Annotated in this window: 12 protein-coding genes; 10 read left to right on the top strand and 2 right to left on the bottom strand. The window is 48.0% G+C overall.

Translation table 11 applies throughout. The annotated features are described in order from the left end of the window. Nucleotides 1-115 precede the first annotated feature (115 nt). Together ACTQ16_RS12910 and rhaM are read left to right on the top strand one after the other, a co-directional pair. On the top strand, nt 116-1147 hold the full coding sequence (locus tag ACTQ16_RS12910) for an L-rhamnose/proton symporter RhaT (RefSeq protein ID WP_217761859.1): 1032 nt from the start codon (nt 116-118) through the stop codon (nt 1145-1147). A gap of 113 nt (nt 1148-1260) precedes the next feature. Then, nucleotides 1261-1578, top strand: a complete 318-nt coding sequence (gene rhaM / locus ACTQ16_RS12905; protein WP_441937753.1) for an L-rhamnose mutarotase — start codon at nt 1261-1263, stop codon at nt 1576-1578. 258 nt (nt 1579-1836) lie between these two features. Here the strand turns inward: rhaM and rhaD are convergent, their stop codons facing one another. After that, nucleotides 1837-2646, bottom strand: coding sequence for a rhamnulose-1-phosphate aldolase (gene rhaD / locus ACTQ16_RS12900; protein WP_264951576.1), 810 nt, complete (start codon nt 2644-2646; stop codon nt 1837-1839). 282 nt (nt 2647-2928) lie between these two features. Here rhaD and ACTQ16_RS12895 point away from each other — a divergent pair, with 282 nt between their 5' ends. The 7 genes from ACTQ16_RS12895 to ACTQ16_RS12865 all read left to right on the top strand — a co-directional run bounded on the left by ACTQ16_RS12895 (nt 2929) and on the right by ACTQ16_RS12865 (nt 13761). Further along, entirely contained in the window at nt 2929-6039 is a 3111-nt protein-coding gene (locus ACTQ16_RS12895) for a sugar-binding domain-containing protein (protein ID WP_441937752.1), read from the top strand. A 58-nt stretch (nt 6040-6097) separates the two neighbouring features. Further along, the gene (locus ACTQ16_RS12890) at nt 6098-6265 is read left to right on the top strand and encodes a hypothetical protein (protein ID WP_441937750.1); all 168 of its coding nucleotides are present in this window, start codon (nt 6098-6100) and stop codon (nt 6263-6265) included. Between the two features lie 265 nt (nt 6266-6530). Continuing rightward, nucleotides 6531-9107: a glycosyl hydrolase gene (locus tag ACTQ16_RS12885; RefSeq protein WP_441937767.1), complete on the top strand. Its 2577-nt coding sequence runs from the start codon at nt 6531-6533 to the stop codon at nt 9105-9107. Between the two features lie 128 nt (nt 9108-9235). After that, a complete protein-coding gene (locus tag ACTQ16_RS12880) occupies nt 9236-10363 on the top strand; it encodes a glycoside hydrolase family 88/105 protein (RefSeq protein WP_294970070.1) in 1128 nt (375 codons plus the stop codon). A 136-nt stretch (nt 10364-10499) separates the two neighbouring features. Then, nucleotides 10500-11891: a rhamnogalacturonidase gene (locus tag ACTQ16_RS12875; protein ID WP_441937748.1), complete on the top strand. Its 1392-nt coding sequence runs from the start codon at nt 10500-10502 to the stop codon at nt 11889-11891. Nucleotides 11892-12053: 162 nt separating this feature from the next. After that, complete coding sequence (locus ACTQ16_RS12870) at nt 12054-12803, top strand: ABC transporter ATP-binding protein (RefSeq protein WP_441937747.1); 750 nt, start codon at nt 12054-12056, stop codon at nt 12801-12803. A 115-nt stretch (nt 12804-12918) separates the two neighbouring features. Beyond that, nucleotides 12919-13761 carry a CvfB family protein gene (locus tag ACTQ16_RS12865; protein ID WP_441937745.1) on the top strand — a complete coding sequence of 281 codons (843 nt, stop codon included), beginning with the start codon at nt 12919-12921 and terminating at the stop codon, nt 13759-13761. 19 nt (nt 13762-13780) lie between these two features. On the opposite strand, the gene ACTQ16_RS12860 is transcribed toward ACTQ16_RS12865, so the two are convergent. Beyond that, nucleotides 13781-14545: a YaaA family protein gene (locus tag ACTQ16_RS12860; protein WP_294971005.1), complete on the bottom strand. Its 765-nt coding sequence runs from the start codon at nt 14543-14545 to the stop codon at nt 13781-13783. A 282-nt stretch (nt 14546-14827) separates the two neighbouring features. On the opposite strand from ACTQ16_RS12860, the gene ACTQ16_RS12855 reads away from it, so the two are divergent. Beyond that, nucleotides 14828-16360, top strand: coding sequence for a Na+/H+ antiporter NhaC family protein (locus ACTQ16_RS12855; RefSeq protein WP_441937743.1), 1533 nt, complete (start codon nt 14828-14830; stop codon nt 16358-16360). Nucleotides 16361-16461 lie beyond the last annotated feature (101 nt).

The raw sequence follows: 16461 nt of genomic DNA, 5'->3' as shown, positions 1-16461 counted from the left end.
AACAGTCTTTGCACGCAGTTTTTAAGCAACAAGACATACGTCTTAACTCCTTAACTTCCTTAACTCCTTTAACTTCTTTATATGCGAAAGTTCTGTACCCTAAAACCAAGCAAATATGGAAATATTAATAGGACTTTTAATCATAGCCATCGGCGCATTCTGCCAGTCCAGCTGTTACGTCCCTATCAACAAGATCAAAGATTGGAGTTGGGAATCATACTGGGTAGTTCAGGGTGTGTTTGCATGGCTTATTTTGCCTTTTTTAGGCGCTATGCTCGCTGTTCCTAGCGGACATTCTTTCTTTGAATTATTCGACGGTTATGGATTCAATGTAGCGATGACCATGCTCTTTGGTGTGCTCTGGGGCGTAGGCGGACTGACCTTCGGCCTTTCCATGCGCTATCTGGGAGTAGCTTTGGGTCAGAGCATCGCCCTGGGAACCTGTGCGGGTCTCGGAACCATCATGGGTCCGGTGCTGCTCAACATCTTCTTCCCCGAGCTGGATGCCCTCTCATCGCTCACCTTCAGCGTAATTCTCGGTGTGGTAGTCACCCTTATCGGTATCGCCATCATTGGTGTGGCTGGAAGCATGAAGGCTTCCTCTCTCTCTGAAGAAGAGAAGAAGGCGGCTGTGAAGGACTTCAACTTCCCTAAAGGTCTCGCTATCGCCCTGCTGGCTGGTTTTATGAGCGGATGCTTCAATGTAGGTCTTGCCTTCGGAGAGGATATCCACTTCGGCACCTTCACTCCGGATATGTTCAAGACCCTGCCTGCCACCTTCCTCGTAACCGTGGGTGGTTTCATCACCAACGCCATCTACTGTTTCTATCAGAACACCAAGAATCATACTTGGAGCGACTATAAGAACGAGGAGGTTTGGAGCAACAATATCCTATATTGCGCCCTGGCGGGAGCCTTGTGGTACAGTCAGTTCTTCGGCTTGTCCTTAGGAAAGGGTTTCCTCACCGAATCCCCTACCCTCATGACCCTGTCTTTCTGCATCCTGATGGCACTCAACGTGGTGTTCTCGAATGTATGGGGCATCATCCTGAAGGAATGGAAAGGCTGCTCTAAAAAGACCATCGGCGTATTAATCGTTGGCATCATAGTCTTGATTATCTCAAGCTTCCTGCCACAGCTAGTTTAACATTAAACTTAGAACTTGGAACTTTATGATATGCCTTATTATTGAAGATAAGTTTTATACAGATAAATTAATCATAAAGTTCAAAGTTCAAAGGAAAAAAAGTTCAAAGGAAAATGAAAAGATTTGCATTTAAGATGTATCTCAAGAAGGGATGCGAAAAGGAATATGCCAAGCGCCATGCTGCGATTTGGCCTGAGTTGAAACAGATGATCAAGGACCAGGGTGTGAGCGACTACAGCATCTTCTGGGACAAGGACACCAACCTGCTCTTTGCCGTTCAGAAATGCGATAACGATACCAACAGCCAGGACACCACCAACGTGGATCCTATCACCCAGAAATGGTGGGATATGATGGCAGACATCATGGAGGTGAATCCTGATAATTCGCCTGTCAGCATTCCGCTGGAAGAACTTTTCCACATGGATTGATATAAAGAATTTAGTTAACTTAGAAACAGAAAAAGCCCCCGAGCATCTCACGATGTTCGGGGGCTTTGTTTCACTAAACCCAAAAACTTTTACCTAATAACACTAAAACCTAATAAACCTATTACCTATAAAATGTATATTCAGTAAACCTATTTATATCAAAATATTACCAACAACACTATATCTACTATTCATAGAATATCAGATATTGAATCAATATCTGACATTCTTTATGTATCTGATGAACTAACCTATATTTTATCTTGGCAAATTAAAAGCCTTGGTCATCTCAGCCATCTCTTCCTGGCTCATGCCATCAGGCTCGAATCCCATGCATTTTGAATCGATATAGATCTTTGCGCTCTTTGAGAGCACGTCAATCTGGTCGAAGGCATCCATCACGTCCAGGCCCTTGGCAAAGACACCGTGCTTCTCCCACATCACTACATCGTAATCCTCCAGCTCCTTCAAAGTCTCCTCAGCCAGCTTCAAGCTGCCAGGCAACTGATAAGGAACAATGCCCAGACCGAGCGGACAGAAAGCCTTGGTCTCTGGAATCATGCTCCAGAGCAGGTTGCTCAAAACGTCCTTGCCCATGAACTTCTTATTGTGGCTCATGGCGATAAGCTCGATAGGGTGAGTATGAACGGTAGCCTTATAGTTGGAACCCTTCTCGATGAGACGGGCATGAACGCTCAGGTGACTAGGCAACTCTGAGGTTGGCATCACAGGATTATCGGCGATGATGACATAGCTGGCGCAATCGTCGAGGATACGGATGATAGAACCGTTCTCCATAGGCCAGCGAGCCAAGTCGCGCATACGCTTGCCTGTACCCTTGCAGAAGAAGTAACAACCCTTCAATGCAGGCAAAGCTGTACCAATCTGCTTCACTTCGCTGATAGCTGGCAAAGCCTTGATCTCGTCATCAACCAAGTCTGTTACGTTTACGGTGATATTACCACCATTACGCTCAGCCCAACCATTCTGCCAGAGGTATCCGGCAACCTCTGCAATCTTCTCGACCTCCTTTTTCAAGGCAGGACGACCTTCTAAAACACTATTCATATTATTCTTGTTATTAGCTTGTTTAAAATTTCTGCTGCAAAAATACTCATTTCGCTCCATACCCAACCTATTCTTTTGATATTTGAGCTATGACATTTGGCATAACATTTTCTGTTTTTCTGATTTCAGTAGACACTTTCAATTTTATAAAACGGAAATAGTAGAAACTCGAACAAAAGAACATGAAATCGTACAAAAATCCATAAGAAATATACATTCTTTTCGTAACTTTGCAACAAAATTAGAATAATAACGCAACAAAACAATCAAAACAAAATCAGAATGAGAAAAAGACTATTTCTGCTTCTACTCGCTTTCATCTCGCTATGCCAGATGTATGCAGTAGAAAGGACAAAGCTCAATTTTAATGGGGGATGGTTGCTCAAGGTGGGCGACTTCCAGGGAGCAGAACTGGCAAACTACAAGGATGCCGGTTGGAAACAGATTACGCTGCCTCGTGCCTTCAACGAGAAAGAAGCGTTCAAGGTTTCCATCGAACAACTCAGCGACACCATCATGTGGTATCGCAAGCACTTCCATATCCAGGAAGTGGGCGACCGCAAGTATTTCATCGAGTTCGAGGGCGTGCGCTTCGGTGCCGACATCTGGCTCAATGGTAAGAAAGTGGGATATACCGAGAATGGTGTGATGGCAAGCGGATTCGATCTGACACCTTATATTATAAAAGGTGAGAACGTCATCGCCGTACGTGTGGATAACTCCTGGAGCTATCGTGAACGAGCCACAGGCCAGCGCTATCAGTGGAACGACAAAAACTTCAATGCCAACTATGGCGGTATTCCGAAGAATGTGTTCCTCCACATCACCGACAAACTCTACCAGACTCTTCCGCTCTACAATAATCTCAAGACCACAGGTATCTATATCTATGGCAGTAACTATGATATTGCAGGTAAGAAGGTAACGGTGAACGCTGAATCGCAGGTAAGGAATGAGGATTCCAAGTCTCGCTCTTTCCGCTTCTTCGCCAAGATTCTGGATGCAGACGGCAAGGAAGTGGGTCATTTTGATGGCGAAAGATACACATTGAAGCCTGGCGAAACCAAGACCGTGAAGGTGAGCGGACTCCTGAACAACGCTCACTTCTGGAGTTGGGGATATGGCTATCTCTACACCGTGAAGACCCTATTGAAGGCAGACGACGGCAGCAAGATAGACGATGTCATCACCAAGACCGGTTTCCGCAAGACCCAGTTTGGCGAAGGCAAGTTCTATCTCAACGATCGTGCCATCATGATGCACGGCTATGCGCAGCGCACCTCCAACGAGTGGCCTGGCGTGGGCATGAGCATTCCTGCCTGGCTGAGCGACTACAGCAACAAGCTGATGGTGGAATCGGGCGGTAACCTGGTTCGCTGGATGCACGTATGCCCTTGGAAGCAGGACATCGAGAGCTGCGACCGAGTGGGCTTGATTCAGGCAATGCCAGCCGGTGATGCCGAAAGAGACGTGGAAGGCAGAAGATGGGAACAGCGCCTGGAACTGATGAAGGAAGCCATCATCTACAACCGCAACAACCCTAGCATCATCTTCTACGAAAGCGGTAATAAGGGTGTGAGCCGCAAACACATGTTGCAGATGAAAGCCATCCGCGACGAATTCGACCCTCACGGCGGCAGAGCCAGCGGCAGCCGAGAGATGCTCAACATCAACGAGGCTGAATACGGCGGCGAAATGCTTTACATCAACAAGAGCAAGAAGCATCCGATGTGGTCGATGGAGTATCATCGCGACGAGGGTTTGCGTAAATACTGGGATGAACAGAGCTATCCTTACCACAAGGAAGGCGACGGACCCTTGTATCGCGGCAAACCTGCCTTCGAATACAACCACAACATGGATACCTTTGCAGCAAGCATGGTAGAGCGATGGTTTGAATACTGGCAGGAGCGTCCGGGCACCGGCAAAAGAGTAAGCGATGGCGGAACCAAGATCATCTTCTCAGATACCAACACCCATCATCGTGGTGAGGCAAACTACCGTTCGAGCGGTGTAACCGATGCGATGCGCATTCCGAAGGATGCCTTCTTCGCTCATCAGGTGATGTGGAACGGCTGGGTATCTCCTGAAAAGGATGCCACCTATATCGTGGGACATTGGAACTACAAGCCAGGCACCATCAAGCAGACAGAATATGTGGTAAGTACCGGCGACGAGGTAGAACTCTTTGTCAACGGCAAGAGTCTGGGCATGGGCGAACGCAGCAACCAGTGGCTCTTCACCTGGAAGAATGTACCTTTCGAGGCTGGAAAGATTGAAGCTGTTGCTTATACATACAATAAGTCTGATAAGAAATCAAAAGATGCCAAGACCAAGAAAGAAACAAGCCGTTATGCCATCGAAACTGCGGGCAAGCCTCATCACATCAAGCTCACCAGCATCCAGAATCCGGAAGGTTTCAAGGCTGATGGTGCCGACATGGCGCTCATCCAGGTAGAGGTGGTAGATAAGCAGGGCAGACGTTGTCCACTCGACAACCGAACCTTCCACTTCAACTATCAGGGCGAAATGGAATGGATTGGCGGATTGGCTACTCCTAACGAGGAAACCCAAAAGGAACTTGCAGCCAAGAAGCAGAGCCTCGTGGTAGATAAGAACGAAACTGCAGAGCAGAAGGCAGCCCGCAAGGCAGCTGATATTCTCGATTCAACAGATAGCGACAATACCTTCGATAATTACATCGGAAAGATTGATTTGCCAGTAGAATGCGGTGTAAACAGAGTCTTGATCCGCAGTACCGTGAACCCAGGAAACATCACAATCTGTGCTGGTGCTGATGGCATCAAGGGCGTGGCAAGCATCGACTTGAAGACCGAGAAGGTCGATATCGAGCACTACCTGCCTCAGTTCAGCTTGAAGGGCGACCTTTCTCGTGGAGAAACTCCATCTACCCCATCCTATACCGATATCAAGGAGACCATCGACATCACCGGTGCCGTGGCTAGCGTAAGCCAGGAAGATGCCAAGAAAACTTTCGATGACGATGAGACCACCGAATGGAAGAGCGATGGCAAGCCTGAGAATGCCTGGATTACCTATCAGTTTGCCAAGAAAGAGAAAGTAGACGAAATCACCGTGAAACTTACGGGCTGGAGAGACAAGATGTATCCGCTCGCCATCTTTGCCGGCAAGAAGAAGGTTTGGGAGGGTTACACCTACGCCTGCCTCGGCTATGTTCATGTCAAGATAGACAAGCCGGTGAAGGCGAAGGATATCACCATCACGATGATGGGCGATGCCAAGAGCAAGACCCAGCTCAGCGACACCAAGGAGCTGGCGGGCGGCAAGGCAAGCACCCTCGATTTCATAGGAATCAAGAAAGGCAAACCGGTATTGAGAATCGTAGAAATTGATTTTCTGAAGAACAAGTAGCAGAGAAATATGTAGAATTGGTGGAATCTCGCATAAAAGCCAACAATGGAGCCAAGGCGTGGAAGATGCCCAGCATCGACTCACCCAGGAAGACAAGAGCTTCTATGTGGTAGATGTGCCGAACGCCAGTCTGCGCAGCGATGTTCTCCACTTCGATGCCAATGGTGCTCAGGAGTTAGGCAACAAGATGTTCCAGTTCATCGAGAAGAAGAAACTTCTCAAGTAAATATTGCAGCATTCTAGCGACACCGCATTTCACGGTGTCGCTAGATTTTTTCTATTAAAATTGTACTAATTCATAAATAAGATGACCTTGCGCTTTGCCAGATCATCTTTTTTTATGCACTTCCTTGACTTTTTGGCAAAACACCTAGCATATTTGTACTATTTTACATTTTTAAGAATCATAATACGGCTATTATTGGGTATTTTTCGCTATCTTTGCAAACGAAGAATAAACAATTAAGATCAACTTAATAAAACCCAATATGATGAACAATAAAAGAAATCATAAATTCATAGGATTATCCTTTGCTTTGGCATTGTTGTCTTCACTCAACAGCCAGGCTCAGTTGCTTCCTACCCCTACGCAGGAAGCCAAACCGGGCGTAAGATGGTGGTGGATGGGATCTGCCGTGGATCAGGAAAACCTGAAATGGAACCTTGACGAATACGCCAAGGCAGGTATCGGTGCCGTGGAAATAACACCGCTCTATGGCGTACAGGGCAACGACAAGAACGATATCCCTTATCTCTCGCCTAAATGGATGGATATGCTCAAATTTGTTGAGAAGGAAAACAAGCAGGTGGGCATCGAGACCGATATGTCTACCGGCACAGGATGGCCTTTCGGTGGTCCTTGGGTACCTATCAGCGAGGCGGCATGCAAGGCGGTGTTCGTGGATACCATCGTGGATGTAAAGCAGAAACTGATGGAGATAGAATTCAACGTGCCTCAGAAAGAACGTGATTTTGCCAAACTGAAGGTCATCAAGGCGTTCCCGGTAGAAGGAGCAAAGAACAAGAAACGCGTCATCGCTCTCTACGAAAGCCGTACCCGACAGAAGGTGAAGCGTGCCGCACCTGGAGGAGAAGGATACGTTATCGACCACTTCGACTCTACTGCCGTAACCAATTATCTACAGCACATCGACAGCGCCTTCGTGGCATCGAAGACTCCATATCCTCATACCTTCTTCAACGACAGCTACGAGGTATATGGTGCCAACTGGACGCCTACCCTCCTGACGGAATTCGAGAAATTTCACGGATATAAACTGCAGGATAAGTTCCCAGAGTTCCTGGATGGCGATGCCGTGGTGGTAAGCGATTACCGTGAAACCCTGGGCGACATGCTGCTCCATAACTTCACCGAACAGTGGACCAAATGGGCAAACAAACGTGGTGCCATCACCCGCAACCAGGCACACGGTTCACCAGCCAACCTCATCGACTGCTATGCTGCTGTTGACATCCCGGAGATTGAAGGCTTTGGACTGACCGACTTCGGCATCAAGGGACTGCGCAAGGATCCGGGAAAGACCCGTCCTAACTTCAGCGACCTGAGTATGCTGAAATATGCCCCATCAGCAGCACACATCACCGGAAAGAAATATACATCCAGCGAAACCTTCACCTGGCTCACCGAGCACTTCCGCACATCCCTGAGCCAGATGAAACCGGATATGGACCTGATGTTCTGCGCCGGCGTAAACCACATGTTCTTCCATGGCACCGCCTATTCACCTAAGAACGATCCATGGCCAGGCTGGAAGTTCTATGCTTCGGTGGATATGAGTCCTACCAACAGTATCTGGCGCGACGCTCCGGAACTGATGAAGTACATCACCAACTGCCAGACCTATCTGCAGTGGGGACAGCCAGACAATGACTTCCTGGTTTATCTGCCGGTAAGAGATATGTGGCGCAAGGATACCAAGAACTGGCTGATGCAATTCGACATCCACAGTATGGCGAAGAAGGCACCGGAGTTTATCAAGGTGATTCTCGACATCGACAAGGCTGGATTCGACTGCGATTACATCAGCGACAAGTATCTCCGCACGTGTACCTTTAAGAATGGTATGATTGAAACAGCTGCCGGAACCCGATACAAGGGCATCATCATTCCTGGCAACAACATCATGCCAAGCGACGTTATTGAGCACATATCTGAATTGAAATCACAGGGAGCCAAGATTATCAAGGGCGATAATATCAAGGCAATGGAACAGGCGGCAAAACCGGAACTGATGAGAAAGAACCTGGGCTTGAAGATGATTCGCCGTGCCAACAGCATTGGCCATCATTACTTCATCGCCAACCTCACCAGCAAGGACATCGCTTCCAGTGTGGCTCTGGCCGTGAACGAGAAGCATGGCATCTGGTACAACCCTATGACGGGCGAATATCATGAGGCAAGCATCGGCGACAAGGGCATCGAACTGAACCTGAAGAGTGGCGAGAGCCGCATCCTCATCACATCAAATAAGCCTGTAAGCGAATGGAAACTCGGTTCTAAGGTGAAGGTGAGCGAAAAGGAGAAGTTTGCGGCTGCGGATAGCAAGACCATCGACCTGACTGCCAATACCTGGAAGCTGTCGTTCACTGAGGATGCGCCTAAGGTAGGAGAAAACTTCAACCTGAAGGGCTTGAAGTCTTGGGAAGGCCTCAGCGACAAGGCGAAGGTGATGATGGGAACGGGTGTCTATGAAACTACCATCAAGCTATCGAAGGATGATGCCAACAAGCAGTGGGCTATCGACCTGGGTGATGTTCGTGAAAGTGCCCGTGTCTATATCAATAATAAATATGTAGGTTGCGCCTGGGCTGTACCATATATCCTCAACTGCAAGGATGCACTCAACAAGGGCAAGAACACCATCCGCATCGAGGTTACCAATCTGCCTGCCAACCGCATCGCAGAAATGGACCGCCAGGGCGTAAAGTGGCGCAAGATGAAGGAAATCAACGTGGTGGACATCAACTACAAGAAGACCACCTACGAGAAATGGACTCCTGTGCCAAGCGGCCTGAACAGCACCGTGAAACTCGTGGAAATCAAGTAAACATCACAAGTCAAGAATTATAGAATTTAAGAATTTTCATTCCATATCATCAGGAAAGAAGAAAAAATTCTCGTATTCTCTAAATTCTTGATAAAAAAAATAATAAACTAACATTAATAACAAGACAAATGAAGAAACTGATCTTATCATCGCTCTGCATGCTCATAGGCTTGACCTCAATGTCTGCCCAGAACGCATTGCAAAATGAAATTCTGGAAGTAGCTCATCGCACCAACAACTACTTCATGACGAAGTACAGCGACCCTACTCTCGACACATTCGTAAAGAAAGTCCGCACCAGCAACCTCTGGACCCGTGCCGTATATTACGAGGGATTGATGGCGCTTTACGAGATTGACCCTCAACAGCGCTATCTTGACTACACCGATAAATGGGCGGATTACCACAAATGGACAGCCCGTGGTAGCGTGAACGATACCGATGCCGACAACCAGTGCTGCCAGCAAACCTACATGGACCGCTACGTTCAGACAGGCGGTAAGAAGGACTTAAGCAAGGTAAAGGAGAACCTCGACCATCAGATGTCCACCAACCGGGTAAACTACTGGACCTGGATTGATGCAATCCAGATGGCGATGCCAGCCTATGCCAAGTATGCCAAGATTACCGGTGAGCGCAAATACCTAGATTATGCGATGAATTCCTATAAATGGAGCCGTGATACCCTGGCTAACGGACTCTTCAACAAGAAAGAGGGGCTCTGGTGGAGAGACAAGGACTACGTGCCACCTTACAAGGAGAAGGATGGCAGCAACTGCTATTGGAGCCGTGGCAACGGTTGGGTATATGCAGCCCTGGTACGCGTGATGGAGACTCTGCCAAAGACAGACAAGTACTATCAGTATCTGAAGAAAGACTTTATCTTGATGAGTAAGGCTATCCTGAAGTGCCAGCGCGAAGATGGCTATTGGAACGTGAGCCTCGTTTGTCCAGCCAACTATGGCGGTCCAGAAATGACGGGTACAGGCCTCTTCCTCTATGGTATGGCATGGGGCGTTCAGCAGGGCATTCTTCCTAGAGCCACCTACCAGAAGGCGATGGACAAGGCATGGAAGGCGCTTGCCGCATCTGTTCACGAGGATGGTTTCATCGGCTACAACCAGGGCACAGGAAAGGAGCCATCAGCCGGTCAGCCAGTCACCTTCACCTCAGTCCCAGACTTTGAGGATTACGGCACCGGTTGCCTCCTGCTAGGCGCCGCAGAGTATTACAAGCTTGTAAAGGGAAAAAAGTAAAAAGGCTTTTTAAAGGTAAAAGGGTAAAAAGGTAAAAGCCCAAAAGCTAAAAAGCTCCCCTTCCCCCTTTACGCCCCCGTTCCCAGCTATTCCATCGCTGGTCCCCCAAGTCTTAATCTTTAAAAAAGAACAAATCATGAAGAAATATATCTGGCTGATGGCTTGCCTGGTGGCGTTTTCGCCACTAAGCGCCAACGCCGCAAAGAAACAGAAGAAAGCAAAGAAGGCACAAACCGAGCTTTGGCCTGATGGCACAAAGATGGATGCCTGGTTCAGCAACGCCCAGAAGGTGAACGTGGATACCCTGGGCAAGAAATACGTCCTCACCGACTATGGCGTAAAGACGGATAGCACCCTGATTCAGACCAAGGCTATCCAGGCGGTCATCGATCGTGCTGCCCAAGATGGCGGTGGTGTTATCGTGGTGCCTGCCGGAACCTATCAGAGCGGTGCCCTCTTCTTCAAGCCAAAGACCCATCTCTATGTTTCAGAAGGCGGAAAACTGAAAGGTAGCAATCGCATCGCCAACTTCCCTGTGGTAGAAACCCGCATCGAAGGCGAGACCTGCAAATACTTCTCCGCCTTCATCAATGCCGATAAATGCAACGGCTTCACCATCGCCGGTACGGGTACCATCGATGGAAATGGTTATCACTACTGGGAGGAGTTCTGGATTCGCCGCACCTGGAACCGACAGTGCACCAACAAGGATGCACAGCGCCCTCGCCTCGTCTATATAAGCAACTCCAGCAACGTAACCTTGCAGGATGTGCATATCCAGAACAGTCCGTTCTGGACCAACCACATCTACCGTTGCGACCATGTCCGCTTCCTGGGCTGCACCATCTTCGCCCCTACCAGTGGCATGCGGGCACCAAGCAGCGACGCCATCGACATTGATGTCTGTCACGATGTACTGGTGGAAGGCTGCTACATGAGCGTAAACGATGATGCCATCGCCATCAAGGGCGGAAAGGGAACCTGGGCAGACCAGGCTCCGGAGAACGGTCCTGTATATAATGTACTCATCCAGAACTGCACCTATGGTAGAGTGCACGGATGCTTAACCCTTGGCAGCGAAAGCATAAAAGACCGCAACATCGTATTGCGCAACATCAAGGTAGGCAATGCGCAGCGCGTGCTTTGGTTGAAGATGCGTCCTGATACTCCTCAGCATTACGAGTATGTAACGGTGGATAATATCCAGGGCAAGACCGGCAGTTTCCTCGTCATCCGTCCATGGACCCAGTTCTTCAAGCCAGGCGATCGCAAGGACATGCCGTTGAGCCAGTGCAACAACATCACGATGAAGAATATCCAGATGGATTGTGACAACTTCTTCGATGTAGGAACAAGCGATAAATACCGTCTGGTAGATTTCACCTTCGAGAACATCAACTGCACCGACAAGAAGATGGCATTCGATGCCAATCTCATCGAGAACACCGTAGCAAAGAAAGTGAATATCACTCCTCGCGAAAAGAGCAACGGATTGAAGACCACCGGCGATGCCGACGGGTTGAAATAAAGCATCTATTTTATAGAAAACAACACAGAAACGGGCTTTATTCGTAAGAATAAGGCTCGTTTTGCTTTTTTATATCATTCCTTATTTCTTTTTACCTCTTAAAATTAGGCTGTTCCAATTATTTTGCTTAATTTTGCCTGCAAAATAATTTTGAATAAGAAAATGATTGATATAAAAGGTATAACAAAGAGCTTCGGCTCCCTGCAGGTACTCAAGGGCATCGACCTGCATATTGACAAGGGCGAAGTGGTTAGTATCGTCGGACCTAGTGGTGCCGGTAAGACCACTCTTCTCCAGATTATCGGTACCCTCGACAAGCCAGATAGTGGCAGCATAGAGGTGGACGGCATTGATGTGCGCAGCCTCAGCACCAAGAAACTGAGCGATTTCCGCAACCAGCATCTCGGTTTCGTCTTCCAGTTCCATCAGCTTCTACCGGAGTTCACCGCCCTGGAGAACATCATGATTCCTGCCTTCATCGCCGGAAAGGGCAGAAAGGAAGCCAAGGAACGTGCCGAGGAGTTATTGGAATTCATGGGCTTGAGCGACAGAGCCAACCACAAGCCTGCCGAGTTGTCTGGTGGTGAGAAACAGCGTGTAGCCGTGGCAAGAGCCTTGGTCAATAATCCTGCCGTCATCCTTGCCGATGAGCCATCAGGAAGCCTCGACACTAAGAACAAGGCAGAGCTTCACCAGCTCTTCTTCGACCTGAGAGACAAGTTCGGTCAGACTTTCGTCATCGTTACCCACGATGAGGGTCTTGCGTCCATCACCGACCGCACCATCCATCTCAAGGATGGAATGATAGAGAAGACGGTGGAGGCTGGAGCTGCTGATAGCCAGGAAGAAACTGCTGATAACAATAAAGAAGTTTCTGCAGAAGAACCAGACTCATCCATAGATTGCATCTAAACGCCCTGAAAGGGCAGAAGCTCCTAGCCCAAGGCAACACCCTGGGTAATTACGGACGCAAACCTGTCGCCCCTGTAAGGGCAAAAGCATTTTATATTCTCGAAAGTAATATTATATGGCAAAAAAGATAAAACTCGGCGATTTCAATCGCCTTCGCATCGTAAAGAAAGTAGATTTCGGTCTGTATCTCGATGGTGGTGACGAGGGAGAAATCCTCCTTCCATCCCGCTACGTTCCTGAAGACGCTGGCATCGGCGACGAGCTGGATGTCTTCCTATATCTCGACCAGGAAGAGCGTCTCATAGCAACCACCGAAACCCCTTTGGCAAAGGTGGGCGACTTCGCCTATCTCGAAGTAAAATGGGTCAACGAATACGGAGCCTTCCTGAGCTGGGGACTGATGAAGGACATCTTCTGTCCATTCCGCGAGCAGAAGAAGCGCATGGTGCTCGGCAACTCCTACATCGTGCATATCCACATCGACGAGGAGAGCTATCGCATCGTTGCCTCTGCCAAGATTGAGCGCTATCTCAACGAAGACCATCCTCACTACAAGCATGGTGATGAGGTGGATCTCCTCATCTGGCAGAAGACCGACCTCGGCTTCAAGGTTATCATCGACAACCAGTATCCGGGTCTCCTCTATCAGGACCAGATTTTCCAGTACATCCACACGGGTGACAAGATGAAGGGATACATCGGAAGAGTTCGCCCTGACGGAAAGATAGATGTCACCCTGCAGAAGACCGGCATCCAGCAGACAGCCGATTTCGTAGAAACCCTCTACCAGTATCTTCTGGACAACGACGGCGAGTGCAACCTTGGCGACAAGAGCGAGGCCGACGACATCTACGAGCGTTTCCACGTGAGCAAGAAGGTTTACAAGCGTGCCATTGGCGACCTCTACAAGAAGCGCCTCATCACCGTAAGCCCTATGAGCATCCGATTGGCGGAATAAGCAACAAGGCAAAAAAGTACTATTTTGTTATATTACGAACGAAATGCGGAAAAGCCACTTCTCCTAATTCTGGTGTGTATTCAAAACCTTCGTAACTGAAGGCTGCCAATTCTTCTGGAGTAGCAAGTTGGTTGCTTAGAATGTATCTCACCATAGCTCCACGGCAGGATTTAGCCCACACAGCCTGCATTTTCAGCCTACCATCCTTCTGGCGAACATAAAAGAGAGGCTGGATGACTTTCACTTCCCTGCAAATTCTCTTCCAATCAAACAGATGTTCATATTCTGCTGTAGAGAGATGGATAAGTATGCCATCGTCTGCTTTCACACTGTGGATAAGAACATCGGTAAGTTTATCTTTCCAAAATTGATTGACCGGCTTGTCGTTTGTAGCTTCAAGCGTCACGCAATGCTCCATACGATAAGGCACGATGCCATCCATCGGCCGAAGCAATCCATAGAGAAAGCAGGTAATCCAGAGATGTTTCTGGGCATACTGCAGGGATTCTTCTCCCAAAGTGTTGGCACGTAGATGCTTATACGCCTGTCCATTGTAGGAAAGTATGGCAGGCATCTTCTCTGCAGCCATAAAATTACGATAGCGTTTCCAGTTTTCCAAAGCTATCTTGTGGCTGCAATCAAGTTGCCTAGCCAATTCCTCTACGTCCAGCTTAGCCATTTCTGCAGCCAACATTTCAGCCACAGACTGGAAAAGTGGCTTTGAAACAGCTGCCCTATCTGCCTTATCAAACATGATTTTGGCATTTGCCAATAATATCTGCATAATACATTTATTTTAAAGGGTAACTCTTAATGATAGTTTTGCTGGCAAAGTTAATGAAAATATGACAAAACTCAAAGAAAAGTTCAATAAAAGTATAATATATTATAAATAAGAAAGCTATATTGTACCTTATCTTGCGAAATCTGAAAATATTTATTATTTTTGCACAATAAGTACAATATATATATGAAACTTAACAAAATCCGACATGCGGTGAAATCATCCTGGCATCGTCAGATGACGAATTGTGTCTTTGTGAAATGTATAAGAGAGTATTAACAAATGGAACAAAAAGAAAATAAACAAAAAACTCAAGCTTCTGAGGAGCAGGTATCCTGCCCACCTCAGCAGCCAGTGGAACCACATCCCTTCATTTCTGTCATACCGCTGGCAGTACTTATCACCCTCATCGTCATGGTTGTCAAACTCTTCCCTGATGATGCCCTGGCGGGTGCCTCTCAGGTGGCCCTCATGATAGCCACAGCAGTATGCGTTGCACTCGGCATGGGAATCTACAATATGAAATGGAATATCTTCGAGGAGATGATCAAAAAGACCGTGGGCGATGCCGGAGTATCTATTCTGATCCTGCTGCTCATCGGAATGATGTCAGCTACCTGGATGATCAGTGGCGTGGTTCCCACATTAATATATTATGGTGTACAGATCATGTCGCCGACCTTTTTCCTACCCTGCGCCTGCATCATCTCCAGCATCATTTCCGTGATGACAGGAACCTCATGGACCACCATTGCCACCATCGGTATTGCTCTGATGGGAATCGGTGATGCCTTGGGAATACCAGCCCCCTACACCGCTGGAGCCATCATCTCGGGAGCCTATTTCGGTGATAAGCTCTCACCTATGAGCGATACCACCGTCCTGGCTTCAAGCATAGCCGGTGCCGATCTTTTCTCGCATATCCGCTATATGCTCTACACCACCATACCAAGCATCCTGCTCTCGCTGGTGCTCTATCTCATCATCGGACTCTGCTATGATTCCAAACCTGTGGATATCAGCCAGTATCTTACCGGTCTGAGTCATGGTTTCAATATCTCCCTACTTACGATGCTCGTTCCGGCTTTTACAGGATGGCTCATCTACCGCAAGACCCCCTCTCTCATCACGCTTCTTCTTTCAGCTCTTTCTGCATGCATCTGTGCCCTCATCCTCCAGCCGGAAGTACTGGTAAAGATTGCTGGCGAAGACAACATCACTGCCAAGAGCCTCTTTGAGGGAATCATGACTACCTGCTATACCCACACTCAGGTAGATTGCGGCATGGAGAACATCAATGAACTTGTGGCAACCCGCGGCATGGCAGGCATGCTCAACACCATCTGGCTCATTCTCTGTGCCATGTGTTTCGGTTCATGTATGGTAGCCAGCGGCATGCTTCACGCTATCACCCACGTGCTTCTGAAAAGCATCCACAGCACCATATCACTTGTCTGCAGTACCGTGACATCGGGTGTATTGCTCAATCTCGTTATGGGCGACCAGTTTCTGAGCATCATCATGAATGCATCTATCTACAAGGATGAATATGCAGAACGAGGCTACCGTCCGGAACTCTTGAGCCGAAGTACAGAGGATAGTGCTACCGTAACGAGCGTACTGGTTCCATGGACAGCCTGCGGTATGACGCAGAGTACGGTTCTCGGCATCCCGACACTGGTGTATCTCCCATTCTGCTTCTTCAACATCATCAGTCCATTGATGAGTTGTCTGGTAGCTATTCTGGGCTTCGTACCCAAGCCCCAATCCAAGGAGGACAAAGCACCTGCAGTGGAAGAGTCTGATATCCATTAAATCTATAGGGAATTAATTAATATAGGAGATAGAGTGAAAGCCACAAAATTTTGCCTGCTTGTCTTGTCTGTCTCAATCTTTTTTTATATTTTTGCAAAGAA

It is taken from the genome of Prevotella sp. LCP21S3_D2 (assembly GCF_052118345.1).
In the GTDB taxonomy this organism is placed as follows: Bacteria; Bacteroidota; Bacteroidia; order Bacteroidales; family Bacteroidaceae; genus Prevotella.
Note: the sequence above shows the minus strand (reverse complement) of the source record. Positions and strands in the feature narration are given on the sequence as shown.

What these genes read in the sequence shown, in the direction of transcription:
- ACTQ16_RS12910 (WP_217761859.1), top strand. Translation starts at nt 116, where the DNA reads ATGGAAATATTAATAGGACTTTTAATCATAGCCATCGGCGCATTCTGC.
- rhaM (WP_441937753.1), top strand. Translation starts at nt 1,261, where the DNA reads ATGAAAAGATTTGCATTTAAGATGTATCTCAAGAAGGGATGCGAAAAG.
- rhaD (WP_264951576.1), bottom strand. Translation starts at nt 2,646, where the DNA reads ATGAATAGTGTTTTAGAAGGTCGTCCTGCCTTGAAAAAGGAGGTCGAG.
- ACTQ16_RS12895 (WP_441937752.1), top strand. Translation starts at nt 2,929, where the DNA reads ATGAGAAAAAGACTATTTCTGCTTCTACTCGCTTTCATCTCGCTATGC.
- ACTQ16_RS12885 (WP_441937767.1), top strand. Translation starts at nt 6,531, where the DNA reads ATGAACAATAAAAGAAATCATAAATTCATAGGATTATCCTTTGCTTTG.
- ACTQ16_RS12880 (WP_294970070.1), top strand. Translation starts at nt 9,236, where the DNA reads ATGAAGAAACTGATCTTATCATCGCTCTGCATGCTCATAGGCTTGACC.
- ACTQ16_RS12875 (WP_441937748.1), top strand. Translation starts at nt 10,500, where the DNA reads ATGAAGAAATATATCTGGCTGATGGCTTGCCTGGTGGCGTTTTCGCCA.
- ACTQ16_RS12870 (WP_441937747.1), top strand. Translation starts at nt 12,054, where the DNA reads ATGATTGATATAAAAGGTATAACAAAGAGCTTCGGCTCCCTGCAGGTA.
- ACTQ16_RS12865 (WP_441937745.1), top strand. Translation starts at nt 12,919, where the DNA reads ATGGCAAAAAAGATAAAACTCGGCGATTTCAATCGCCTTCGCATCGTA.
- ACTQ16_RS12860 (WP_294971005.1), bottom strand. Translation starts at nt 14,545, where the DNA reads ATGCAGATATTATTGGCAAATGCCAAAATCATGTTTGATAAGGCAGAT.
- ACTQ16_RS12855 (WP_441937743.1), top strand. Translation starts at nt 14,828, where the DNA reads ATGGAACAAAAAGAAAATAAACAAAAAACTCAAGCTTCTGAGGAGCAG.